This is a genomic window from Pseudoalteromonas sp. THAF3 (genome assembly GCF_009363775.1).
In the GTDB taxonomy this organism is placed as follows: domain Bacteria; phylum Pseudomonadota; class Gammaproteobacteria; order Enterobacterales; family Alteromonadaceae; genus Pseudoalteromonas; species Pseudoalteromonas ruthenica.
On the sequence record NZ_CP045418.1, the window covers coordinates 1,339,058 to 1,361,180 of the forward strand.

Below are 22,123 nucleotides of genomic sequence, written 5' to 3' on the forward strand. Positions count from 1 at the left end.
GGCTGTGCTAGTCTGCGAGCATCACTACTTCTCATGTCTGAAAGGATAAAGTATGAACATCACCAGTAATTTCGATAGTGGTAATATCAAGGTTATCGCCTGTGAATCGCCACTGGATATCCAACTTGAGATTAATAAAGACAATCAGTCCGCGTTTTTTCAATGGTTTCACTTTCGTCTAGAAACCACACCTTTCGTTGAACACTGCTTGCATATTAATAATTTAAAAGAGTCGGCATACCCAGAGGGCTGGGATGACTACCAAGCCGTTGCGTCCTATGATCGACAAACATGGTTCCGTGTGCCTACGCGTTATGACAACGGCACTTTGATTATCGACTTTGAACCAGAGTGTTCTCAGGTGTTCTTTGCTTATTTTGCCCCTTACAGTTATGAGCGTCATCTTGATTTAATTTATTGGGCGCAAAGTCATGCTATCTGTGATGCCGAAAACCTCGGTACCACCTTGGATGGTCGCGATATGACGGTGCTGCGTATTGGCGAGCCAAGCGATGATAAGAAGGCGATTTGGATCACCGCTCGTCAACACCCGGGTGAAACCATGGCCGAGTGGTTTGTTGAGGGGTTATTGCATAAATTACTTGATGACGAGGACCCTCATGCGGCGAAGTTACTATCGAAAGCGGTATTCTACATTGTTCCTAATATGAACCCTGATGGCAGTGTGCGTGGTCATCTGCGCACCAATGCTACTGGTGTTAACTTGAATCGTGAATGGGCCACCCCGAGCATGGACCAGAGCCCAGAAGTTTATCTAGTACTAAACAAAATGCGCGAAGTTGGATTGGATATGTATCTTGATATCCACGGTGACGAAGCACTGCCTTATAACTTTGTTGCTGGCGGCGAGGGGATCCCAAGCTATGACGCTCGCCTCAAAGATTTAGAAAACACCTTTAAAGATGCGCTTTTGACTATTACACCAGAATTCCAAGACGAATTCGGCTATGACAAGGATGCCCCCGGTGAGGCTAACCTAACAGTGGCCTCTTGCGCTGTTGGTGAGGAGTTTAAGGCCTTGGCTTACACCGTAGAGATGCCATTTAAAGACAACGCTAACTTGCCAGATATAGACTACGGCTGGTCAGACAGACGGTCCTATCAGTTTGGGCAAGACACGTTAGCCGCCATTATCGCGGTGGTTGATAAGCTAAGATAACAAAAAGGCGCGTTTAAGCGCCTTTTTTATGCTTCATTTTAATAACAAATGCTTTAACATATTCGCAACCTTGTGAGATGCTGTCATAGTTCGCAGTTAGACATAATAATAAAAGAGGAAATATACCCGTGGATGCCCTAGGAAACTTCTTTGATACCCTCGACTCCATGCTTGGTGGTTCCGTTTGGTTCCCCTATGTATTGCTTGGTGTGGGTTTATTTTTTACGATTTATCTAAAATTCCCTCAGGTTCGCTACTTCAAACATGCCGTGCGCATCGTCTCTGGTAAATATGATAAAAAATCGCACCAGGGTGATACCACGCACTTCCAAGCTCTTTCTACTGCGCTGTCCGGAACAGTGGGCACTGGTAACATCGGTGGTGTTGCTTTGGCCATCTCCATCGGTGGCCCCGCAGCACTGTTTTGGATGTGGATGACGGCATTTTTCGGCATGACCACAAAGTTTGTGGAAGTAACGCTATCGCACAAATATCGCGAGAAAACCGAAGATGGCACCATGGCAGGGGGTCCCATGTATTACATGGACAAACGCCTAAACATGAAGTGGTTAGCTATTTTATTTGCCATTGCCACCGTTATTAGCTCCTTTGGTACCGGTAGTCTGCCGCAAATTAATAATATTGCCCAGGGTATGGAAGCCACTTTTGGTTTTGAACCTATAGCCACAGGGGCCGTTCTATCTATCTTATTAGCCTTAGTGATCCTTGGCGGCATTAAACGCATCGCCGCGATCACCTCGAAAATCGTACCGCTAATGGCCGCTGTCTATGTAATTGGCGCACTCTTGGTCATTTTCTATAACATTGAGAATATAGGCCCTTCGTTTGCTTCGGTATTTACCGAGGCCTTCACAGGCTCAGCCGCCGCCGGTGGTTTCTTGGGTGCCAGCTTTGCTTATGCCTTTAACCGAGGTGTTAACCGAGGTCTGTTTTCAAATGAAGCCGGTCAGGGCTCGGCACCTATCGCTCACGCGTCAGCCAAAGCCGATGAGCCTGTATCCGAGGGCATGGTGTCAATTTTAGAGCCGTTTATCGACACTATTATCATTTGTACGTTAACCGGTTTAGTGATCTTGTCATCAGGGGTATGGAACGAAAAATTTGATACTCACTTTGAACGCAGTTCAATGACCGTGCTGCAAGGAAACTACTCAGACCAAAGTGATGACGACCGCACCGATCTCTACAATTACCTTAACGGTAACGGCAGTGACGTTGCGCCTTACAACGGCACTATCAACGTAATTAACGGCAAAGCCATAAATAAAGATTTCACCATTTTACATTCACGTTCAGTGGCTGAAGACCTGCGCTTTGGCATTACTGAGCGTCATGTCTACACCGGTGAAGTGGAAGTGAAAGATGGCCAGATAGTCGACGACAGTATCAGCGTGATGGGTAAATCTCTGGTGCACTCCGCCGAGCTGACCACTAAAGCCTTTACGCGTGGCTTCTTGGGCGACAATGGTAAGTATATCGTGTCTATAGGCTTATTGCTGTTTGCCTTCTCCACGGCGATAGCGTGGTCTTACTACGGGGATAGGGCGATGACCTATTTATTGGGTTCGCGCTCGGTGATGCCGTATCGCGTATTTTATGTGGCCGGTTTCTTTTGGGCATCATTTGCCGACACCACGTTGGTATGGAAGCTCGCCGCCGTAGCCATCGTGGTGATGACCTTGCCGAACTTGTTTGGCATCATGTTACTGCGTAAAGAAATGAAAGACTCAGTAAAAGACTACTGGCAGAAATTGGAAAAAGACAAGAGCAATTAAAACCAGTACAATGAGGCGCCAGAAGGCGCCTTTTTTTATGGGCGCGTAGTTGCAAATAGGAGTAAGCATGGCCATCATTTCATGTCCACAGTGCCAAACGTCGATTTCCGACAAACATCAGTCCTGTCCCCATTGCAATATCGCTCTAGAACAAATGAACGAGCAAGACCAGCGCCGTTTAGCCGCGCGAACTAAACTGCAAAAGCAACAGGGGTTGATGAATCAATCTTTCATTGCTTTGATCTTTTTCCTTGGTGGCTTCTTAGTATTGTATTGGCAGCAGCCCGAGCCTGGCTCATGGCAGCAAAATGCCTGTTACGGCGCCATCGTTCTCGGGTTTATCTGGTATCTAATTAATCGCGTTCGTTTGGTATTTTTGAAAAGAAAGAAGTTATGAATATTGAGCAGTTAGTCCAAGCAATTACTCCGCAAACCTTTGAGCGCCTGCAGTATGGTGCCGCCACTGGTAAATGGCCAGATGGGACACCCCTAAGTGACGAACAAAAACAACAAACAGTGCAGTTGGTCATGTTGTATCAAGCCAAAGTACTTAAAAGCGACGAGCAGTTCACCGTTGGTGAAAATGGTGAGCTAGTACAAAAATCCAAACAAGAACTTAAGAAGCAGTTCAAAGCAGACAATGAGATAGCCAGGTTTAGTGAAAATGATCTTTAAGCAGTTATTCAAACCAAAGTGGAAGCACCCTAATGAGAGCACGCGCCTAGGGGCATTGTCTCAGCTCGATAACCAACAACACCATGCTATATTACAGCAATTAGCCAGCCAAGACCCGAGCAGTAAAGTGCGCTCGGCAGCACTAAAAAAACTTAATGACATCGATTTGTGGTGGCAGGCTTGCCAAAGTGACGCCGAGCCGGGTATCAAGCGTTTGGCCAATCAAAAAGTGGCAGAAGTGCTAATGCATTCACCTCAGGCTTTGTCGAGCGCAGATAAAGAGCGATACTTAGAGCGTTTCGCCAATGAGAAAACGTTAGAGCAACTAGCATTAGCAGAGAAAACCACAGCAACGAAAGTTAAATTAATTCATCGCCTTAATAAACCGCAGCTTACCGAACAGGTGTTCAGAGGTGCAGACGAGGCCTTGCAGCTGCAGTTGTGCCAGTTAGTGATTAATGCGCAGTTAGCAGATAAGCTAGTTAAGCATGCTCAAGGCGAAGCGAAAACACGGTTGGCACAGGCCATTGAAGAGCAGCAATTAGCAGCACACATGCCACAACAGGTAGCGCAGCAGAGTAAACTCTTGTTGGCGCAGCTGAACGCTTTGCGCGATAAAAACGACTACCAACTGGTCACGACTCAATACACTCAGTTCAGCCATCAGTTTGCTCAACTAGAGACGCATTGGCTTGATGAAGAATTGCGAACGCAAAACGATGAGAAATTTGCCGTTTTGAAAAACAAGCTTGAGCGTCATATCGCTATTCTTGGCGAACAATATGGGCGTCAACAGGCGCAACAACAAGCGCAGCAACGCAGTGTGTTGGCATTGGCCAACTTAAGCGCGCTAGCGGAAGAAATCAGCAATGCCATGGCGCTACGTTTCGATGGAAATGAGCAAATTCAAACCGATTGGTTACATGCCAAAGTAGCGCAAGCTGAAGATATGTTGCAAAGCCCCGATTTACAGCCTGGAGCTGAGCTGACTAGTCAGCGCCAAGAGCTCAAGCGTTTATTTAAGCAAGTTGAACAACTTAGTGCCTATGAGCAAGATGTGGAGCAGTTGCGGGAGCGACTAAAGGAATATCAAGCTATGGCTGTTGCTGAAACCTCAGCTCAGCTTGATGCAGCGCTTATGCGTGAGACTGAGCTTGCGAAAGGGATTCAACAGAGTTTGTCGGCCTTACCTAAAGAGCTTGCTGGCGTATGGCGCCAATCATACCAGCAAGCCAAAAAGGCATGGTTTGCGCAGATGCAGCCACTATTAGATGCGCAGCAGCAAACCCTTAACCAAGCGCGCAAAAAGACAAAAGACTTGCGTCGTTTAATTAATCAAGGTCGCTACCGCGTTGCTTTCGGCGTGTTTAATGGGTTAGAGACGCTGTATCAAGAGCTCACCGAGCATTACCGCCAACAAGTCAGCCGAGAATATGAAAGCTTGAAGACAACCTTGAGCGAGGCTGAAGATTGGCATCAGTATGCTGGGCAATCACAGCAAACGCAGTTGCTCGAGGCCGCGCTCGAGCTGGCGCAATCACCTTGTGACGATGCCAATGAGCGTTTAGCCGCAGTGAAAAAGTTACGTAAAAGCTGGCAACTATTGGGCCCGCACGTAGAGGCGCAAGCCAAGCAAGAGTTTGAACAACAAATCGAAACCGCGTTTGCGCCCTGTCGCGACTATTTTGCTGAGCAGCAGGCACAAAAGGAACAGGCGGTGGCTGAGCGCGAGGCGCTGATTGCACAGATGCAAACCCTCGATGCTCAAGCACAGCAAGCGGATCATGATATTGTGTCTTTAGAAGCCCAATTTAATCAGCTACTAAAGCAGTGGCGCGGCGCTAAACGGTTAGAGAGCAAGCTTTATCATAAGCTCAACAAAGCTTTCAACGAAGCACAAACGGCGATTGCTGAGCGCGTACAAGATTATTACCAGCATAATGCCAGTGCCAAAGAGGCTCTGCTAGAGCAGGCTCATCAGGCGCAGCAGCAAGATGTGTTTGCCGCCACCCATACATTGAAGGACTTGCAACAACAATGGCAGCAAATAGGCTTCGCGGGTAAGAGTAAAGAACGTAAACTATGGTTAGCGTTTCGACGTATAAATGATGCCGTTTTTGCTCAGCGTGATGAGGCCAAAGAACAGCGTCAGCAGGTACATAATGATTTGCTCAATGAGCAACAAACACAGTTAGCGCAACTGCAACAACAACTGAATGCATGTAAGGAAGCTGGGGATTACCAAGAAGTGGTGCATACTGTATCGGCGCTCAACGTAGAGCGGCCGTTGCAGGATATGAAAAAGCAACTACTGGCACAGGCCCAACAGTCGCTGCACACACTTCAGGCGGCACAGCGCCATGCGCACTATCGACAGCTACGCAGTGCACTGTCGCAAGGACAGGCGCTTGATAAGCGTTGGTTAAGCGACAGCAAGCTAGCATTAGCCGCTGAACAATTACTTGTTCGCCTAGAAGTGACAGCTAATATTGACAGTCCATCGAGTGACGCCAGTTTGCGTATGCAAGAGCAAGTGACCATGCTTGATGAAAAGCACCAAGGTGTGGCTTATAGCCTGGATGATTTGCTTATTGCCTGGCTCAACGCCGTTGGGGTTAATGAGCAACATCAATGCCTAGGGGAACAACAACAGCTTAATCGTATTGTTAGCGTGCTCGAAGCCGTGGAGAGTCAATGAAAAAGTTTTTAATCGTCGCCGTTTGGTTACTTAGCTTAGCGGGGTGTGCGTCGCACGCCCCTGTGTCGGTTTATTCGCTCAGTGCAACGCAATTGGAGCAGAACTTGCAATCTAACAGTGAGCGTTTGCAAGGTGAGGTCGAGCTTATGGGCATGCCAATGCGCATGCAAGTGAACGATGTCGGCGTTGATATTGGCCCTAAGCAACACCCCGACAGTGTGCAACTCAGTGTTGATAACACTGTATTTGTCCAAGCCTTGGCATTAAAAGTTCCTGTGCGTGTACGCTTGAGTATTGCCGCAAAGCCAGTGTTCAACAATGATGACGACGCGGTTTATCTGCAAGACTTCACTATTATTAATGCCGACGTTGATGCCATGGGGTACCGAGGCAAGCTAGCACCGCTGTCGCAACAGGTGCAAGACATCGTCACGCAAGCATTACGTCAATACCCGGTCTATACCCTCAATAGCCAAGATCCGAAGCAAGCTTTGTTATCGCGCTTTGACCTTGCTCTGGCTGTCAAACCCGGTGAAATTACCCTAACCAGCGGATTATAGTCAGCCGCCTCTGTTTATCTCCTTGCCAAGCGAGTATAGTGACGATATGTCGTTACCTCGCTTGGAATGAGTAATGGAGCAATCACTCAAACACTTTCTTCATGACCCTAGGCTACTGCTTGATGCTGCAGGAGAGGGGATTTATGGCTTTGACCGCGACGGAAATGCGGTCTTTATCAATCCCGCAGCAGAGCGTATGACCGGCTGGCAAGCCAGTGAGCTCCTAGGTCAGCAGATCCACCGTTTTCACCACCATAGCCATGCTGATGGCAGTGATTACCCTGCCTGTGAGTGTCCAATCTATCGCACTGTGGTCGACGGCCAACCACGGACGATTAGCAACGAGGTGTTTTGGCGGAAAGATGGCAGTCAATTCCCAGTGGAATATACCTCCACACCTATTTATAAAGATCAACAGCTTATTGGTGCTGTGGCGATATTTCGTGACGTATCACAGCAGCGCAGTACTGAGCAGGCGTTACGCGAAGCACTCTCACGAGTGAATGAGCTTAGCGAGCAGTTGCAGGCAGAAAATCGCTACTTGCTAGAAGAGATCAATGCGCAGTGGCAAGACAGTGATTTAGTGGGTCAATCGGTCATTTTTCAACAAATGATGCAACAGATTGAGCTGGTGGCTAAAACTGACAGTACGGTACTGATCCTCGGTGAAAATGGCACCGGTAAAGAGTTGATTGCGCGACAGCTACACAATCGCTCCCAGCGTTGCAATGCACCCTTGGTTAAGGTGAACTGTGCGGCTTTTAGTGCGAGCTTAATTGAGTCCGAGTTATTTGGTCATGAGAAAGGGGCGTTTACCGGTGCTCAACAGCGGCGCAAAGGGCGCTTTGAACTGGCGCACAAAGGCACGTTATTCTTAGATGAAGTCGCAGAGCTGCCGCTAGAGGCGCAAAGCAAGCTGCTGCGAGTATTACAAGAACAAGAGTTCGAACGGGTCGGGGGGCAGCAAACCCTGAAAGTAGATATTCGCCTTATCGCCGCCACTAATCGCGATTTATGGGCCATGGTTGAACAAGGCAGTTTCCGCATGGACCTATATTACCGCCTCAATGTCTTTCCGCTAAGGGTGCCAGCGCTGCGCGAGCGCATTGAGGACTTAGAGTTATTAGTGGCGCAGTTACTCAGTAAGCTATCACAGAAGCTGGCCAAGCAATTCACTGGTATCAGTGCGCGCAGTCTTAACCGTCTTAAGTCCTACCACTGGCCGGGCAATGTGCGTGAGCTGCAGAACATTCTCGAACGAGCCGCTATTCTCACGCAAGGCCCAGTTGTGCATATCGATGACATGCAATTATCGGAGGCGGCGCGCGAAGAAGGCACAGAGATAAGAACCCTTGATAGTGAGCAAAAGCGCTATATCGAATATGTGTTATCTATGTGCGGCGGGCGCATCAATGGTGAAGGTGGAGCCGCGCAACGGCTCGGTTTGGCACCGAGTACACTGCGCTCAAAAATGCAAAAATTGGGCGTCGACCGCGAGTAAAAAATAGGCAGGGTGTCGATATATCGACAAAGGTGTCGATATATCGTTATTTTGCGTCCAGATTATTTTTTAACTCACTGAAATTTATATATTTTAATACTTATTGTTATGGCACAAGACTTGCGGATACCCGCTTGTTCTCAAGCAATGACAAGCAAGTATTATGAAGTTCGATATTAAAGAAGAAGATCTCATCATTAAGCCCTATAAGCAGTCTGGGCCTATTTATGTTCGTGAACAAAAAGGCCGTTACCAACGCATTCGTAGGGTTATGAGTTGGGCATTGATGATTGCCTTTATTGCCCTTCCTTGGATTTCTTACCAAGGCCAGCAGGCGGTGTTGCTGGATGTGGCGCAACAACAATTCCGGATATTCTCTATTACTTTCTTTCCCCAAGATTTTATGATCCTAGCTTGGGTATTTATGGCAGGTGCCTTCGCCTTGTTTTTTGTGACTAATTGGCTGGGGCGCGTATGGTGCGGCTATATGTGTCCACAAACGGTGTGGATGTTACTGTTTACCTGGGTCGAGCATCGCATCGAGGGGACCCGTAATCAGCGTATAAAGCTCGATAAACAGCCTTGGGGCTTTAGCAAAGTGATGAAAAAAGCAGCCAAACATGCAGCTTGGCTTGGCATTGCATTTTTCACCGCAACCACTTTTATGAGCTACTTTATTCCCGCCAAGGAGCTTTATTCACAGATGTTAGCCTTCACTTGGGGTGGGTTAACCAGCTTTTGGGTGTTTTTATTTGCTTTGTGCACCTATGGTAATGCCGGTTGGCTGCGCGAGAAAATGTGTATTTATATGTGCCCTTATTCGCGGTTCCAATCAGTGATGTTCGATAAAGACACCCTGATCGTCAGTTACGACAGTGAACGCGGTGAAACCCGAGGACCACGCAAGCGTAAAGCTGCACGTGAAGAGCTCGCACTGGGGGATTGTGTTGATTGTAAGCTGTGTGTCGAGGTGTGCCCAGCTGGCATCGATATTCGCAATGGTCTTCAATATGAGTGTATTAACTGTGGTTTATGTATTGATGCCTGCGACCAAACCATGGATAAATTTAACTATCCTCGCGGTCTTATCAGTTACACCAGTGAGCGCCAACAGGAGGGAGGTAAAACCTCTATACTGCGGCTGAAGCTATTGGGCTATGCAGCGATGACGGTGCTGGTATTTGTGGTCATGGCGTGGTGGTTGAGCAGCCGCACACCATTGGAGGTGTACGTTAGTCGTGATAGGGGCGAGTTGTCGCGTACAGATTATCGAGGCTGGGTTGAGAATCCCTACCGTATCTCGGTGGTCAATAAAACCCAACAGCAGCAAGCGTATCAAATCAGTATTGCTGGCTTAGAAGGGGCGAAGCTGGCGGTGCATGGCGGCCTTTCTTTAGCTCCGGGAGAGCAAAAAGAGATCCCCGTGACAGTCAGTATTGATGGCTACGAACTGGCCAAAAAAGTGAGCACTTTGACGTTTGTTGTTGAGCAAGCGAGCGATCCGAGTACGCAGCAGCGCAAAGAAACACGCTTTTACAAATAAGCAGTGTGAGCTACCACGCTTATAAAGGTAAAGAGACAACAAAGGGTCACTGGATGTGACCCTTTTTTACGCCAAGTGCCAAATTACAATGCGGCAACAAAGGCAATGGCGCTATTGGCCGCCGCCACTTGGGCATCGATGCAGTTTTGCTCAGTTGCCTGCGGGCTATCTGGGTACACCTCCGTAGTCGTGACGTAAGGCGCTGGCGTTAAGCCCATGCACAAACCTAATTTACGTCCAGCGTATTCAATGACACCAGGTTGCACCAAATCAGCGCCGATAAGCTGGTTATTCTCATCGGCAGGGGCGATATGCGTGACCTTGCCCACGGCATCGATAATAGCGCGCTGAAATGACGCTTGCGGACGCTCGCTGTCGGCGACAAGGTAAAAGCCATCGGGGATATTCCAATTATGGTTTACGATTCCTTCGCGTGCGGCAAGTGCTGGACGGAACTCGGAATTATCGCTATCAGTGGTTTCGTGCAAATCAATATGCAGCAGAATATCGCTACTAAAAGGAGCGATAAAGTCTAACAACAACTGCGCTTCAGGCACAACAGAGCCTTCAAAGAATGAGCGGTTCGGATCATTGGCATCCGGATTCCAGCGATTGATCGTCTCGTAACCCCAAGGGCTGATGCAGGGCACAACGAGAATATTGAAGTTAGCGCTTTGCGTGTGCTCAACCTGCTTGGCAAAGGCGAGAGCGCCGTGAATACCACTACTTTCATAGCCATGCACGCCACCGGTCACTAAGGCGATAGGGCGGCCTTTTTGCCACTGCTTATGCTTTAGTGCGAACAAGGGGTAACTTTGCTCATAGGGCAGTTGCCCATACTCAATGATATCCCAGTTGTCGGCTAGTGCCTTAACTTTCGTTACCACTTCATCGGCGTAGCTGCGCTGCACAGTTTGCTGTGCTTGCCATTGTTGACGGTGTTCGCTCGACCATGGTTGCCCGGCGATACCAATTGGATATGTGTGTTGCTCGCTCATAACCCTTCCTTAAACTCTATGGTGATGAGCGCAGCTTAGAGAGGTGTACGTGAAAGTCAACTCTGGCGAGCTGACTTGCACATTCATGTTAACTGCCCAGCACCAAGGGATTAAGCTGCTGTTTTACATATCGCAGAGCTTCATCATAACAGCTGAAGATGATATCGCGGGTGTTGCCTTCTAAATGCAACGATTGACGTACCTTGTCTAGTTGGCTAATGGCAATCGCCGAGTCAATCACAAAGGCCGAAGCTTGACACCCATGAGCACGCATGTGCTTAGCCAGTGCAATCATCTTTTGCTGCGCATCTGGGGTTGCGGCGCTTAAACGCTGAGAGTTGCTAATGTAACCCCAATGGGTCAACGCGCTGTCGTTGATGATTGATTGCAATTGCGATGCGAATGATTCGAGCATGCGGCCATTAATCGCGCCGACAAAAGACGCCGTGACGATTTGTTCTTGCAAGCTAAGCTGATACGAACCATTTGTACCGTTGTAGTTAAACATTCACACTCCTTTTTGAAGAGGCGAGATTTTAATCAATTTACTAGTGATGTAAAGAGGGAAAACGACTATTTTGTCTAAAATTAATACGATTTCTTTGTGGTTTACTCAGGGTTAACATTCACACTTGCGCTACACCCCATAAATGCTGATAATTTCAGAAAATACAGAAAATAAGGTAGCGCGCATGGAATTGACTGAAAAGATGCAAGCATTCGTCATGCATTGCGGAGAGATGGGAAGCCGCTGGGGGTTTAATCGCACAATAGGGCAAATGTACGCGCTATTGTTACTCAGTGAACAGCCACTCAGTGCGAATGAACTTTCGCAGACGCTCCATATTTCCCGTGGTAACGTCAGTATGGGAATTAAAGAGCTCAATTCGTGGCAGTTGATCGCCACCAAACATAAGCCAGGGGATCGTAAAGAGTACTATCAACCAGCAGGGACGATTTGGCAAATGGCTAATCGCGTATTTGAGCAGCGCCAAAAACGCGAAATTGACCCAACCTTAAGCCTGTTGCGCGATAACCTTCTTGATGAACCTAATAACCAGGCAGAGCAATACGCCCAGCAGCGTATGCTGGAAATTCATGATTTGTTGGAAATGATCACCCAGTGGGCCGGTGAACTGCAACGGTTAAGCCCTGAAAAACTCTCAACGTTGATGAAACTGGGAGCGGGGGTTACCAAAATGCTTGATATGCGTGACAAGTTCACTGGTAAATCAACTCCTGAAAGTTAGCTTGATCGAGTCAGCAGAGAGCAAGGCCGACGTACAGAATGATTGTTCAAAATTACTCAACGATATAATTAAATGTCGCTATATAACGAAAAAGTTGAGCAAAAAAGCCAGTTTTGAGTTAATAATAAGTTAACAGGCATGCAACCAGCCAGATAGCCAACCTGAATACTCAGGTTGGTTTTCTTTTTTATAGGGCTTTTAAACGCGAAACTGTCTCGCTTCGCTGGACAATAGACAGCTAGAGCGCTAATTTAACTTCGATTCTAACAACAAAATACGAAAAAATTATGCTTAAAAAATCTCTCGCAGTTGCGGTGTGCATTGCCCTAACGGGATGCAGCGAAAAGCCAGCTTCACAACAGCAAAATGAACAACTAGAACAGCCTGAAAAACAGGTCGCCCAGATAAACTACCCGGATACTCGCAAAGGCGACGTTGTCGACAGTTATTTTGGCGAGCAAGTTGCTGATCCCTATCGTTGGTTAGAAGACGATATGAGCGAAGAGACCGCTAAATGGGTTGAGGCACAGAACCAAGTCACTTTTGACTACCTCGAGCAAATTCCTTACCGAGACGAGCTAAAAGAGCGCCTTAAGACGCTAATGGATTACGAAAAAGTCAGCGCACCCTTTAAAGAAGGTGACTACACCTACTTTTACAAAAATGACGGCTTGCAAAACCAATACGTACTTTATCGTCAAAAAGGAGACGGTGAGGCAGAAATTTTCCTAGACCCTAACACCTTTAGTGAAGATGGTACGACGTCGCTCGCTGGCATTAGCTTTAGTGAGGATGGCTCTTTAGCAGCGTATCAAATCTCAGAGGGCGGCAGTGATTGGCGTAAAGTGATTGTGCTTGATACCGAGACTAAAAAGCAGCTGGGTGAAACCTTAGTCGATGTTAAGTTCAGCGGTATTTCTTGGTTAGGCAATGATGGCTTTTATTATTCAAGCTATGACAAGCCACAAGGCAGCGAACTGTCAGCAAAAACAGACCAGCATAAACTGTATTACCACAAGCTAGGTACGGCGCAAAAAGACGATAAACTGATCTTTGGTGGCACTGAGGCGCAAAAACATCGCTATGTTGGCGCAGCGGTGACCTCGGACGAGCGTTTCTTGGTTATTTCCGCAGCTGTATCTACATCAGGTAATAAGCTCTTTATTAAAGATTTGACAGATGAAAACAGTGAACTGGTCACGGTGATTGATGATATTACCTATGACACCAGTGTCATTGACAACGAAGGTGACACACTGTTTTTAGTGACCAACAAAGATGCGCCAAACAAGCGTGTGGTTACGGTGGATGCGAAGGACCCAGCTCCTGAAAACTGGCAAGATTTGATCCCTGAAACAGACAATGTACTCAACCTATCAAAGGGCGGCGGTTATTTCTTTGCCCGCTATATGGTCGATGCCATTTCACAAGTTAAACAGTTTGATAAAAGCGGTAAGCTAGTGCGAGAAATCGCGTTACCGGGTGTCGGCACGGTCTCTGGCTTTGGCGGTAAACAAGAGCAACAGACCTTGTATTACACCTTCACTAACTATAAGACTCCGGGCACTATTTTTAGCTTTGATGTACAAAGCGGAGAATCTCAGGTTTATAGAGAGTCAGGTGCTAAATTTGACCCCTCACAGTACGAGTCTAAACAGGTATTCTACACCTCTAAAGACGGCACGAAAGTACCCATGATCATCACTTATAAAAAAGGCACTAAGCTCAACGGTGAGGCGCCTACTATTTTATACGGGTATGGTGGCTTTAATATTAGCTTGACGCCGCGCTTTAGCGCCACAACGGCTGCATGGCTTGAACAGGGCGGAGTATACGCGGTAGCTAATTTACGCGGTGGCGGCGAATACGGTAAAAAATGGCATAAAGCGGGCACCCAGTTAGAAAAACAAAATGTGTTTGATGACTTTATTGCTGCCGCAGAGTTCCTTATCGATAACGACTACACCTCCAGTGAGCGTCTTGCTGTGCGCGGTGGTTCAAATGGTGGCTTGTTAGTGGGGGCGGTAATGACCCAGCGCCCTGACTTATTCAAAGTAGCACTCCCAGCGGTCGGTGTTCTTGATATGTTGCGCTACCATACTTTCACCGCAGGTGCGGGATGGGCGTACGACTATGGTACGGCGCAAGATAGCAAAGAAATGTTTAATTACCTAAAAGGGTACTCACCGGTTCACAATGTAAAACCAGGTGTGCACTATCCTGCAACTTTAATTACCACAGGCGATCACGATGATCGTGTGGTTCCAGCGCACTCATACAAGTTCGCAGCAGAGCTTCAAGATAAGCACCAAGGTGAGAATCCAGTGATGATCCGCATTGAAACCAATGCCGGGCATGGTGCAGGCACACCAACCAGTAAAACCATTGAGCAATACGCTGATATTTATGGCTTTACTCTCTACAACATGGGTATTAAAAAGCTTTAATAATTTATCGCGTTATACACGTATCGAAGCCGAGCCTAGCGCTCGGCTTTTTTGGAGCACTAGAGCATGTCATTAGTGGATTTTCACTCGTCTCGATTGCAACATCAGCCATTGCGAGCAGCACATTGGCCAGTATTTTATGCCCTACATCAACACCCCGAGGTGATGCGCTATGTGGCGGATATAGGGGATATTGATGAGGTGCAAGAACGCTTTCAACAACGTTTAAACCCTACGAGTACGCAGCCTTGTTGGTATACGTGGGCCATTGCAAAGCGAAGCGGTGAGCTTATCGGGGTCACGGGGTTTTATCGTCACAGTGAGCACCTAGCAGAGTTGGGATTTTTGCTCCTACCACAATACCAAGGGCAAGGGTTGGGGAGTGAGTCCCTGCATGCGTTGCTTGAGCATGGGCACAGTCAGTTTAGTCTGCGCGAATATACAGCCACAGTTACTGCCGGCAATGAGGCGTCACGAGCGCTTTTATTAAAGCAGGGTTTCACTCAGCACTGCCAAGGCTATAACGGCTATTATATCAATGGCGAAGAAGTGGAGGATTGGCTATTTAAGCGCACTTTCAGCGATGGTGAATAAAGTTTTGTGCATATATGCACACTTAGCATTGCGCCAGCGCCATGTTTTTTTCTCAACGGCTGATTTAAGCTATTAGCAGTTATTAAGGAGAATGAGCGATGTTAAAAAATACTCAATATGGCTATGGATGGATAGCTATATTTCTGCACTGGTTAGTGGCTATAGCTGTGTTTGGGCTGTTTGGATTGGGCTTGTACATGGTTGATTTGAGTTACTACGACAGCTGGTACAAAGGCTCATTGGATTTGCATAAAAGCATCGGTATTACGCTAGCACTGGTGTTTGCGCTGCGCTTAGTGTGGCGTATTACCCAGGTGACTCCGCGCGCCGCTGATCCGACCTTGGTATGGCAAAACCGCCTAGCACACATCGCCCATGGGCTACTCTATGTGTTGTTAGCTGTACTACTGATGACCGGGTATTTAATCTCAACTGCAGATGGGCGCGGTATCGAGGTGTTCTCGTTATTCACTGTCCCTTCAATGGGCGAATTCATTGATAACCAAGAGGATATCGCTGGATTAATCCATGAGTATGTGGCTTGGAGCTTAATTATTTTTGCTGCGTTACACGCCCTAGCGGCATTAAAACATCACTTTATTAATCGAGATCGTACTTTGACGCGTATGCTCAAAGCGACAAAAGGAGATAATCATGAATAAATCACTTACTAAACTTGCACTTGGTGCCGCTTTACTCACATCCAGTTCAGCCGCACTTGCTGCTGATTATGTGATTGATACCAAAGGGGCGCATGCCTTTGTTAACTTTAAAATTCAGCACTTAGGTTATAGTTGGTTATATGGCCGCTTTAATACTTTCTCAGGCGACTTCAGCTATGACGCTGATAAACCTAATGAGTCAAAGATCAATGTTGTGATAGACACCAGCAGTATTGATTCTAACCATGCTGAGCGTGATAAGCACTTGCGTGGTGACGATTTCTTAAATGTTGGTGAGCACCCTAAAGCGACCTTCAAAAGCACCGATATCAGCTTTAGCGATGATACTAATGGTAAAGTAACGGGCGAATTTACCCTCAATGGTGTAACCAAAACCATTAGCTTCGATATAGAAAAAATTGGTGAAGGTGATGATCCATGGGGTGGCTACCGCGTCGGCTTTTTAGGGCATACCCAACTAGCGCTTAAAGACTACAATATTGATTATAACCTTGGACCAGCATCGACTCATGTTGACATCGAGCTATCGATAGAAGGTGTACGTAAGTAATATTTTCGACTTACTGTGCTTTTAGCCGCGTTTGCAACTGTTGTTGTAAGCGTGGCTTCAATTGTGGTGGCAGCCAGCGCATCATTACTTGCTGGTAGCTATCGGTTGCTGTTATTTTTTCTAACGCGGTATCGATAATATCAATATGTTCGGATCCCAAGGCGGTATTGCTGCACCCCACGTAGCCGTGACTAATGGGCGCGACCTCGGCGATAGGAAAAATAGCCATTTGCTCTTTCACTCCCATTTTTGATGCCAAGTAGTAATGCTCGCTCGGGTAACCAACGAGCATATCGAGCCGTTCTTTGATCAACATATAAGTGAGGCTGGCGAGTACGTCTTTGCCCGGACGAGTGACTAGGCTACCGCGCGGACTGTGGTTGATGATGTGGTCAAGCTCTTTGCCATAAGAGCGGTTCATCGGTAGCCCTAACCGCAGCCCTTGCTCAGCGAGTAATTGGCTCAGCGATACCGGCTCACCTTCTACCAACCCTAACGTATTAGCAAGCTCCTTACGCATCACCAATGCAGGAGAAAGTCCCACAGTTGAAGCGTTATTAGTGAACAACAGTTTGTCTAGGCGACGCTGGGTTTTGTACAAGGATAAGATGCAGTAGGTATTTTGCGGGTTGCTTAGCTCATGGATAGCACGACTGCCTGGGATATGCACATAGTCGAACCGGTAATTAGGCAGTTGTTGCTGCAACAGGGCGATGGTTTGCTCATCTCGCCCTTCACCTTGATGTGTGTCACTCATAATGTAATAGGGGGCAAAGTCAAACACCAGCCAGCGTATCGTTTGGCGCTCATTTGCATATGCTGCGAGCGTGTGCACGAAGCCTAAGAGCAATATAAGAGGATACCGACGCAACATAAAGCTTACTGCATTTATTAATACCTTGTTCATTGAGTGTAGCAGCTTTGTTTATGTTTCAGAATCAAGAACATAAATAAATATAAACTTTATCAAGCTTGCTTTATAATCGTTGTTTGCCTAGCAGGGGGGCGATGATGGCTAAATTACTGTTACTCTCCGATATTTTTTCTAAAACGCAGGCGACGCAAGCGCTCGCCAAGAGCCTCGATGCGACATTACTATGTGCCAATGACACAGCGTTGCCAGCTACACAGCAACATCAGGCCTATCAGCAGTTCATTGCAAAAGGTGGCCACGATGAGTATTTGCGGCGTGTTATGCAGACCCTTGAGCGTTTTAGGCAGGTTGATGTCATTGGTTTTAGTGCTGGGGCAAGTGCCGCATGGCGCGCGATAAGTCAAAGTCGAAATGTCTCTCGTGCCCTGTTGTTTTACCCAACGCAAATAAGGCACCATGTCGATTTAGTGCCAAGCTGTAACACGGACATTATTTTTGCTCGTCATGAAAGCGCATTTGACGTAAAACAGCTGATGGCGACACTGTCACACCCGCGTATCCATTGCCATCGCAGTGCCTATGAGCATGGCTTTATGAATCCACTTGCATCGAGCTCCAGCGCTCAGGCACGTGATTACGGCAACGCCCTTATTGCCCAGTGGCGGCGCCCAGGTTGACCTCGCTGATGGTTAAGCGCGCTATTTGGGCATGATTGATAGTAGGAAAGTCACGGCGCAGTCGATAGCGGCTATACAAATTTGAGAACACGGGTGTCTTTGCGATGCCATCAAGGGCACTGATAAATTCTTTGGCACTGCTGCGTGGGCGAAAGCAGCAGTGATTATAACGTACAATGATATCGCTTAGCCTCAGCTTGTGGCGTGCGAGTTCATTCTCTACTTCGATAAAATAGCCCACGCCAGACCAATAAACACGTTGATAGGCTTGGCGTTGCCACATGGTGGCACTGACTTCACTAAGCGGCCCTTGCTGAATGCGTGTGTCAGCTTTACCGCGTGTTAATCCTGCTTGTAGACGGTGTTCGAATTGCTCGCGATTGTATATTCCTGCATGCAGCATGGTGTAGTTTTGCATCAAAGTGGCAAACCCTTCGCTTAACCACCTATCTTCGGCGGGGAGATAGGGCATATATAAATGCGCCAATTCATGATAAATAGTCCAGTCTTTGCGTATACGCTTTATATCGGCAAAACGCCCAATTTCGAGCACCACTTGCACCGGCGGCCCGCGTTTTATCTCCCCCCAAGGCACAGCTTCGGTGGTAAACACAGGTTGGCTGATGCTCACGTCAACATGTTTATAATGAAGGGCTCCAAGCTGGTTGTGGGTATTATCTACTGCGGTATTTACCCACGCTTGTAGCTGTTGTTGGCGCTCATCACTTGCATAGCTTTCGAAGTTCAACTGCCAGTGCGTGTCTGCACTAGTGCCAGGAGTTAGAAAGGCCAAGACTATGATGGCAACATAAATGCGCATATTGATCCTATGAATGCTAAACAAAGTCACGGTTGATTAGCGAATTGTACTGCTGATTGTTATAACAAGATCTCTGTAAGCTGAACTTTATTACAATCATTATGATGCATAATTTCGAGGTGGGCTATATTGATGGCGATGGCATCGGCCCGGAGATAATGCCGTATGTACGCGCCGTGATTGATCAGGTGGTTGCGCTTACCTACCATGGTCAGTATGGCATTCACTGGTATTCTTTATTGCTCGGTGAGCAAGCGGCTCGAGAAGGCGATGGCGAGTGGTTTCCTGAGGCCACAATTACGCAGCTAAGAGCGCTTAAAGTAGCCTTAAAAGGACCGATGAGCAGTGCCATTGGCGGTGGGTTTCGCTCCTTGAACATCGCTTTACGTGAAGAGCTCGATTTATTTTGCAATATGCGTGTGATTAAAGCACTCGATGGTTTGCCAAGCCCTCTGAAAAACAGTGGCGCTATTGATATGATAGTCTTTCGTGAGTGCAGTGAGGATAGCTTTGCAAGTATTGAACTGGCTGCCCAAAGCAGTGATGCGTCGCGTTTAATCGAGGTGTTGGAGCAGGAGCTAGGTTATTACAAGCTCCGCTTTGCTGATAACTGCGCCTTAGCGATAAAAAACTGCTCGCAAGCCGCGACCGAGCGACTGGTCGCGCAAGCACTCAGCTATGCCTTAGCGCATCATCGCACAAAGCTCACTATTGTACATAAAAGTAATGCTTGGCAGCTTACTGAAGGGCAATTCCAACGTTGGGCGCTGGCCTACCTACAGCAGCATCATGAGGTTACGTTAAGCACCTGCAAGCAGTATTACCAGCTACGCAGCAACACAGGCCAATGTATTGAAGTCGAGTTCATGATGCTCGATCGGGTAATGCAACGTTTACCGCAGTACGCATCAGAGTTTGACGTGTTGGTGTGTAATAATCTCGCAGGGGATTTGATTGCTGATTTAGGGGCGGCGCTGGTCGGGGGCGTAGGCATTATTCCCAGCATTAATTGTAATAACGAGATGGCTATCTTTGAGCCCAGTCATGGTCCATTTCGACGAATCGCAGGCCAGGGTGTTGCCAACCCATGTGCAACGCTATGGGCGGGTGTGTTATTGCTACAACACTTAGGGCTGGACCAAGCAAGTACGCGGTTATTTCACGCGCTTAAGCATGTCATCAGCCACTACCCGCAGTTGTTTCAACTCGACACCCGTACTCATAAACTGCCACAGGTATCCACAGACGCGGTGATCACAGCGATTGAGCAATATCTAAGCTGCAATCGCGCCGCGCAGTAACTGTCGTGCCCGTAAACGCACCGCATCGGTATTGCCTAATTTCGGTGCCAGCCCTAATTCATCAAGCATGACAAATAAAATGCTTACGGGGACCGGACAATTGTCTTCATCGAGAATATCTGCAGCACGTGAGTCGACTTGGGCAGCGTTAGGATAGTGTTCGCGCAGAGCATCCAATGTTAAAGTATTATCGCCACAGGCACGACAATGGCCGCCAAACTCGTCATTCAGTTGTGCCAGTGCTTGGTAAAATTCTTCAATATGGATGGCATTGCCGCAAGCATCTAACTGAGCACGAATAAAGGTATCAAGATCAGCATTAATGTGGATGCAGTCATAGTGGGTGTAGTGTCGTTGTTGCATAGTTGCCTCCGTTATGGCTCATTTTGTCAGCGTCACTATAACTGTATGGATGAAAGTGATATTTATGAAATGGGTGGTATCCATTATTAGTATTGATGAAATCAATGTGCAAACTGCAGCAGTTGTTGGCGGAGCCAAATATGGGCATTGTTATGATGTACAAGCGGGCTCCAAAGCATGGATACACTGATGGGCACGATGGGAAAGGGCACCGGGCATATAGCGAGTTTTTGGCTGCTCGTCGCGACCAGATGTTCAGCTAAGCGTTTCGGTAGCGTAGCAATAAGCTGAGAATGTTCGCACAGGCTCGGTATTAAACTATGTTGACGTGCGTACACACGGATATTCCGGCGCTCACCCAGTTGCATGAGCGCCTGATCAACCCAGCCAAGCTTTTGTGGCTCACGATTTTTGACCAAGGGTTCAGGCCCAAAACCACTGCGGTTAAGCCAAATATGTGGTGCTGATAAGTAATTCTCCAAACAGGTATCCTGTTGTATTGGGTGTGATTGATCGCTCAGGCAACAGTAATTGTCGCGCCACAAGGTTTTTTGATGGAATGAAGACGGTAGACGCATGAAACGGTCTATGGCGATGTCTACCTGACCTTGCTCTAGTTCACTGAGAGTGACATCACTGGGATTAACTAAGTCTATGTGGATGTCTGTATAATGACAACAGAGCTCTTTGATCAGGGGAACCAACATCGAACTGACAAGAAATTCATTGGCCATTACTCGAAATGTGTGGCTACTTGTCTTGGCATCAAAAGGCTGCTGTTGTGACGTGATCCCTTGTGCGAGAGCGATGAATTGTTCGAGCTCGGGTTTGAGTGCCAATGCTTTTTGCGTGCAAAGCATGGTGCTGCCGCTGCGCACAAGGAGTGGATCAGCAAATAAGTCACGCAGCCGCTTGAGCGCGTTACTCATCGCACTTTGGGTAAGAGCGAGGCGGTTTGCAGCCGCAGACACACTACATTCCTCTATCAACACATTCAAATAGACCAACAAGTTTAAATCAATTTGTCTTAGGTTCATGCCCAGGTCGCATCCCTTATTACTGCTGTTATTTACTCTAGCTTAGCCAACTGTATATAGCTAACTCACTAGAAAATAACGGCTATTTCCAGCAGTGATAGTGAGCAATTTTCACTTTTACCGACCTATAAAGCGCCGTATCCTGTAACTAAAAAAGGAAGGTTTATGTTGAAATATATTGTTGGAATTACGTGTGTATTTGTGGCTCATGTCACCGACGCCCACCCGCTAGAGGGGAGCTGGCAATTTGTAAAAGGGGAGTATTACAGTGAGGGACAGGTGTTCTATGCTGAGGCTCCTGATGTGACCTCAGTAAAGGTCCTAAGTGGCGGCCACTTTAATTACATCACGCAAAAAAATGGCGAATTTCATTATGCCGCTGGTGGGCGGTATGAGATTACAGAAGATGCATTCATAGAGCATGTTGATTATGGCAACATTCCCTCTTTGTTAGGCAAAGAATTGGTTTTTGACTATGAGCTCAAAGAGCAGTTATGGCATCACACGCTTTATCAAGAAGGTGAACTGGTAGAGTATGAAGTATGGCAACGAGTTGCTCAGTGAGCACTAAAAAGG

General features: G+C 47.3%; 22 protein-coding genes. 16 read left to right on the forward strand and 6 right to left on the reverse strand.

Annotation, left to right across the window (positions count from 1 at the left end):
* Window positions 1–52: 52 nt before the first annotated feature.
* From FIU82_RS06160 to ccoG, 8 genes are all read left to right on the forward strand, one after another.
* Entirely contained in the window at window positions 53–1,180 is a 1,128-nt protein-coding gene (locus FIU82_RS06160; protein ID WP_152440609.1) for a M14-type cytosolic carboxypeptidase, read from the forward strand.
* 128 nt (window positions 1,181–1,308) lie between these two features.
* Complete coding sequence (locus FIU82_RS06165) at window positions 1,309–2,976, forward strand: sodium:alanine symporter family protein (protein WP_152440610.1); 1,668 nt, start codon at window positions 1,309–1,311, stop codon at window positions 2,974–2,976.
* Window positions 2,977–3,043: 67 nt separating this feature from the next.
* Window positions 3,044–3,373 carry a hypothetical protein gene (locus FIU82_RS06170; RefSeq protein ID WP_152440611.1) on the forward strand — a complete coding sequence of 110 codons (330 nt, stop codon included), beginning with the start codon at window positions 3,044–3,046 and terminating at the stop codon, window positions 3,371–3,373.
* Window positions 3,370–3,651: a YeaC family protein gene (locus tag FIU82_RS06175; protein ID WP_022943608.1), complete on the forward strand. Its 282-nt coding sequence runs from the start codon at window positions 3,370–3,372 to the stop codon at window positions 3,649–3,651. Before FIU82_RS06170 ends, FIU82_RS06175 begins: the two co-directional genes overlap by 4 nt.
* Window positions 3,641–6,349 (forward strand): DUF349 domain-containing protein, encoded by a 2,709-nt coding sequence (locus FIU82_RS06180; RefSeq protein ID WP_152440612.1) that lies wholly within the window; start codon window positions 3,641–3,643, stop codon window positions 6,347–6,349. Before FIU82_RS06175 ends, FIU82_RS06180 begins: the two co-directional genes overlap by 11 nt.
* Window positions 6,346–6,909 (forward strand): DUF1439 domain-containing protein, encoded by a 564-nt coding sequence (locus tag FIU82_RS06185; RefSeq protein ID WP_045978633.1) that lies wholly within the window; start codon window positions 6,346–6,348, stop codon window positions 6,907–6,909. Before FIU82_RS06180 ends, FIU82_RS06185 begins: the two co-directional genes overlap by 4 nt.
* 73 nt (window positions 6,910–6,982) lie before the next feature.
* Window positions 6,983–8,410, forward strand: coding sequence for a sigma-54-dependent Fis family transcriptional regulator (locus tag FIU82_RS06190; protein ID WP_152440613.1), 1,428 nt, complete (start codon window positions 6,983–6,985; stop codon window positions 8,408–8,410).
* 163 nt (window positions 8,411–8,573) lie between these two features.
* Window positions 8,574–9,953: a cytochrome c oxidase accessory protein CcoG gene (ccoG, locus tag FIU82_RS06195; protein ID WP_138510168.1), complete on the forward strand. Its 1,380-nt coding sequence runs from the start codon at window positions 8,574–8,576 to the stop codon at window positions 9,951–9,953.
* 83 nt (window positions 9,954–10,036) lie between these two features.
* Here ccoG and FIU82_RS06200 read toward each other — a convergent pair whose 3' ends face one another.
* Together FIU82_RS06200 and FIU82_RS06205 are read right to left on the reverse strand one after the other, a co-directional pair.
* On the reverse strand, window positions 10,037–10,951 hold the full coding sequence (locus FIU82_RS06200) for a M14 family metallocarboxypeptidase (RefSeq protein ID WP_045978636.1): 915 nt from the start codon (window positions 10,949–10,951) through the stop codon (window positions 10,037–10,039).
* 88 nt (window positions 10,952–11,039) lie between these two features.
* The gene (locus tag FIU82_RS06205; RefSeq protein ID WP_045978637.1) at window positions 11,040–11,459 is read right to left on the reverse strand and encodes a hypothetical protein; all 420 of its coding nucleotides are present in this window, start codon (window positions 11,457–11,459) and stop codon (window positions 11,040–11,042) included.
* A gap of 184 nt (window positions 11,460–11,643) precedes the next feature.
* Between FIU82_RS06205 and FIU82_RS06210 the strand changes: the two genes are divergently transcribed.
* The 5 genes from FIU82_RS06210 to FIU82_RS06230 all read left to right on the forward strand — a co-directional run bounded on the left by FIU82_RS06210 (window position 11,644) and on the right by FIU82_RS06230 (window position 16,475).
* Window positions 11,644–12,201, forward strand: a complete 558-nt coding sequence (locus tag FIU82_RS06210; protein WP_022943615.1) for a GbsR/MarR family transcriptional regulator — start codon at window positions 11,644–11,646, stop codon at window positions 12,199–12,201.
* A gap of 287 nt (window positions 12,202–12,488) precedes the next feature.
* Entirely contained in the window at window positions 12,489–14,648 is a 2,160-nt protein-coding gene (locus FIU82_RS06215; protein ID WP_152440614.1) for a prolyl oligopeptidase family protein, read from the forward strand.
* A 66-nt stretch (window positions 14,649–14,714) separates the two neighbouring features.
* The gene (locus tag FIU82_RS06220; RefSeq protein ID WP_152440615.1) at window positions 14,715–15,242 is read left to right on the forward strand and encodes a GNAT family N-acetyltransferase; all 528 of its coding nucleotides are present in this window, start codon (window positions 14,715–14,717) and stop codon (window positions 15,240–15,242) included.
* A 98-nt stretch (window positions 15,243–15,340) separates the two neighbouring features.
* Window positions 15,341–15,904 (forward strand): cytochrome b, encoded by a 564-nt coding sequence (locus tag FIU82_RS06225; protein ID WP_152440616.1) that lies wholly within the window; start codon window positions 15,341–15,343, stop codon window positions 15,902–15,904.
* Entirely contained in the window at window positions 15,897–16,475 is a 579-nt protein-coding gene (locus FIU82_RS06230; RefSeq protein WP_045978641.1) for a YceI family protein, read from the forward strand. Before FIU82_RS06225 ends, FIU82_RS06230 begins: the two co-directional genes overlap by 8 nt.
* A gap of 10 nt (window positions 16,476–16,485) precedes the next feature.
* Here the strand turns inward: FIU82_RS06230 and FIU82_RS06235 are convergent, their stop codons facing one another.
* Window positions 16,486–17,382 carry a TIGR02285 family protein gene (locus FIU82_RS06235; RefSeq protein ID WP_152440617.1) on the reverse strand — a complete coding sequence of 299 codons (897 nt, stop codon included), beginning with the start codon at window positions 17,380–17,382 and terminating at the stop codon, window positions 16,486–16,488.
* A 101-nt stretch (window positions 17,383–17,483) separates the two neighbouring features.
* Between FIU82_RS06235 and FIU82_RS06240 the strand changes: the two genes are divergently transcribed.
* Entirely contained in the window at window positions 17,484–18,026 is a 543-nt protein-coding gene (locus FIU82_RS06240) for a dienelactone hydrolase family protein (protein ID WP_152440618.1), read from the forward strand.
* On the opposite strand, the gene FIU82_RS06245 is transcribed toward FIU82_RS06240, so the two are convergent.
* Window positions 17,998–18,846, reverse strand: a complete 849-nt coding sequence (locus FIU82_RS06245; RefSeq protein ID WP_152440619.1) for a hypothetical protein — start codon at window positions 18,844–18,846, stop codon at window positions 17,998–18,000. The two genes, FIU82_RS06240 and FIU82_RS06245, sit on opposite strands and share 29 nt — an antisense overlap.
* A 101-nt stretch (window positions 18,847–18,947) precedes the next feature.
* Between FIU82_RS06245 and FIU82_RS06250 the strand changes: the two genes are divergently transcribed.
* Entirely contained in the window at window positions 18,948–20,147 is a 1,200-nt protein-coding gene (locus FIU82_RS06250) for an isocitrate/isopropylmalate family dehydrogenase (RefSeq protein WP_152440620.1), read from the forward strand.
* On the opposite strand, the gene FIU82_RS06255 is transcribed toward FIU82_RS06250, so the two are convergent.
* Window positions 20,121–20,510: a hypothetical protein gene (locus FIU82_RS06255; RefSeq protein WP_045978644.1), complete on the reverse strand. Its 390-nt coding sequence runs from the start codon at window positions 20,508–20,510 to the stop codon at window positions 20,121–20,123. The genes FIU82_RS06250 and FIU82_RS06255 overlap by 27 nt on opposite strands.
* 101 nt (window positions 20,511–20,611) lie before the next feature.
* Window positions 20,612–21,481 (reverse strand): LysR family transcriptional regulator, encoded by an 870-nt coding sequence (locus FIU82_RS06260; protein WP_367648275.1) that lies wholly within the window; start codon window positions 21,479–21,481, stop codon window positions 20,612–20,614.
* A 231-nt stretch (window positions 21,482–21,712) separates the two neighbouring features.
* On the opposite strand from FIU82_RS06260, the gene FIU82_RS06265 reads away from it, so the two are divergent.
* Complete coding sequence (locus FIU82_RS06265) at window positions 21,713–22,111, forward strand: hypothetical protein (protein WP_172972713.1); 399 nt, start codon at window positions 21,713–21,715, stop codon at window positions 22,109–22,111.
* The last annotated feature ends 12 nt before the right edge of the window (window positions 22,112–22,123 follow it).

What these genes read in the sequence shown, in the direction of transcription:
- FIU82_RS06160 (WP_152440609.1), top strand. Translation starts at nt 53, where the DNA reads ATGAACATCACCAGTAATTTCGATAGTGGTAATATCAAGGTTATCGCC.
- FIU82_RS06170 (WP_152440611.1), top strand. Translation starts at nt 3,044, where the DNA reads ATGGCCATCATTTCATGTCCACAGTGCCAAACGTCGATTTCCGACAAA.
- FIU82_RS06175 (WP_022943608.1), top strand. Translation starts at nt 3,370, where the DNA reads ATGAATATTGAGCAGTTAGTCCAAGCAATTACTCCGCAAACCTTTGAG.
- FIU82_RS06180 (WP_152440612.1), top strand. Translation starts at nt 3,641, where the DNA reads ATGATCTTTAAGCAGTTATTCAAACCAAAGTGGAAGCACCCTAATGAG.
- FIU82_RS06185 (WP_045978633.1), top strand. Translation starts at nt 6,346, where the DNA reads ATGAAAAAGTTTTTAATCGTCGCCGTTTGGTTACTTAGCTTAGCGGGG.
- FIU82_RS06190 (WP_152440613.1), top strand. Translation starts at nt 6,983, where the DNA reads ATGGAGCAATCACTCAAACACTTTCTTCATGACCCTAGGCTACTGCTT.
- ccoG (WP_138510168.1), top strand. Translation starts at nt 8,574, where the DNA reads ATGAAGTTCGATATTAAAGAAGAAGATCTCATCATTAAGCCCTATAAG.
- FIU82_RS06200 (WP_045978636.1), bottom strand. Translation starts at nt 10,951, where the DNA reads ATGAGCGAGCAACACACATATCCAATTGGTATCGCCGGGCAACCATGG.
- FIU82_RS06205 (WP_045978637.1), bottom strand. Translation starts at nt 11,459, where the DNA reads ATGTTTAACTACAACGGTACAAATGGTTCGTATCAGCTTAGCTTGCAA.
- FIU82_RS06210 (WP_022943615.1), top strand. Translation starts at nt 11,644, where the DNA reads ATGGAATTGACTGAAAAGATGCAAGCATTCGTCATGCATTGCGGAGAG.
- FIU82_RS06215 (WP_152440614.1), top strand. Translation starts at nt 12,489, where the DNA reads ATGCTTAAAAAATCTCTCGCAGTTGCGGTGTGCATTGCCCTAACGGGA.
- FIU82_RS06220 (WP_152440615.1), top strand. Translation starts at nt 14,715, where the DNA reads ATGTCATTAGTGGATTTTCACTCGTCTCGATTGCAACATCAGCCATTG.
- FIU82_RS06225 (WP_152440616.1), top strand. Translation starts at nt 15,341, where the DNA reads ATGTTAAAAAATACTCAATATGGCTATGGATGGATAGCTATATTTCTG.
- FIU82_RS06230 (WP_045978641.1), top strand. Translation starts at nt 15,897, where the DNA reads ATGAATAAATCACTTACTAAACTTGCACTTGGTGCCGCTTTACTCACA.
- FIU82_RS06235 (WP_152440617.1), bottom strand. Translation starts at nt 17,382, where the DNA reads ATGAACAAGGTATTAATAAATGCAGTAAGCTTTATGTTGCGTCGGTAT.
- FIU82_RS06240 (WP_152440618.1), top strand. Translation starts at nt 17,484, where the DNA reads ATGATGGCTAAATTACTGTTACTCTCCGATATTTTTTCTAAAACGCAG.
- FIU82_RS06245 (WP_152440619.1), bottom strand. Translation starts at nt 18,846, where the DNA reads ATGCGCATTTATGTTGCCATCATAGTCTTGGCCTTTCTAACTCCTGGC.
- FIU82_RS06250 (WP_152440620.1), top strand. Translation starts at nt 18,948, where the DNA reads ATGATGCATAATTTCGAGGTGGGCTATATTGATGGCGATGGCATCGGC.
- FIU82_RS06255 (WP_045978644.1), bottom strand. Translation starts at nt 20,510, where the DNA reads ATGCAACAACGACACTACACCCACTATGACTGCATCCACATTAATGCT.
- FIU82_RS06265 (WP_172972713.1), top strand. Translation starts at nt 21,713, where the DNA reads ATGTTGAAATATATTGTTGGAATTACGTGTGTATTTGTGGCTCATGTC.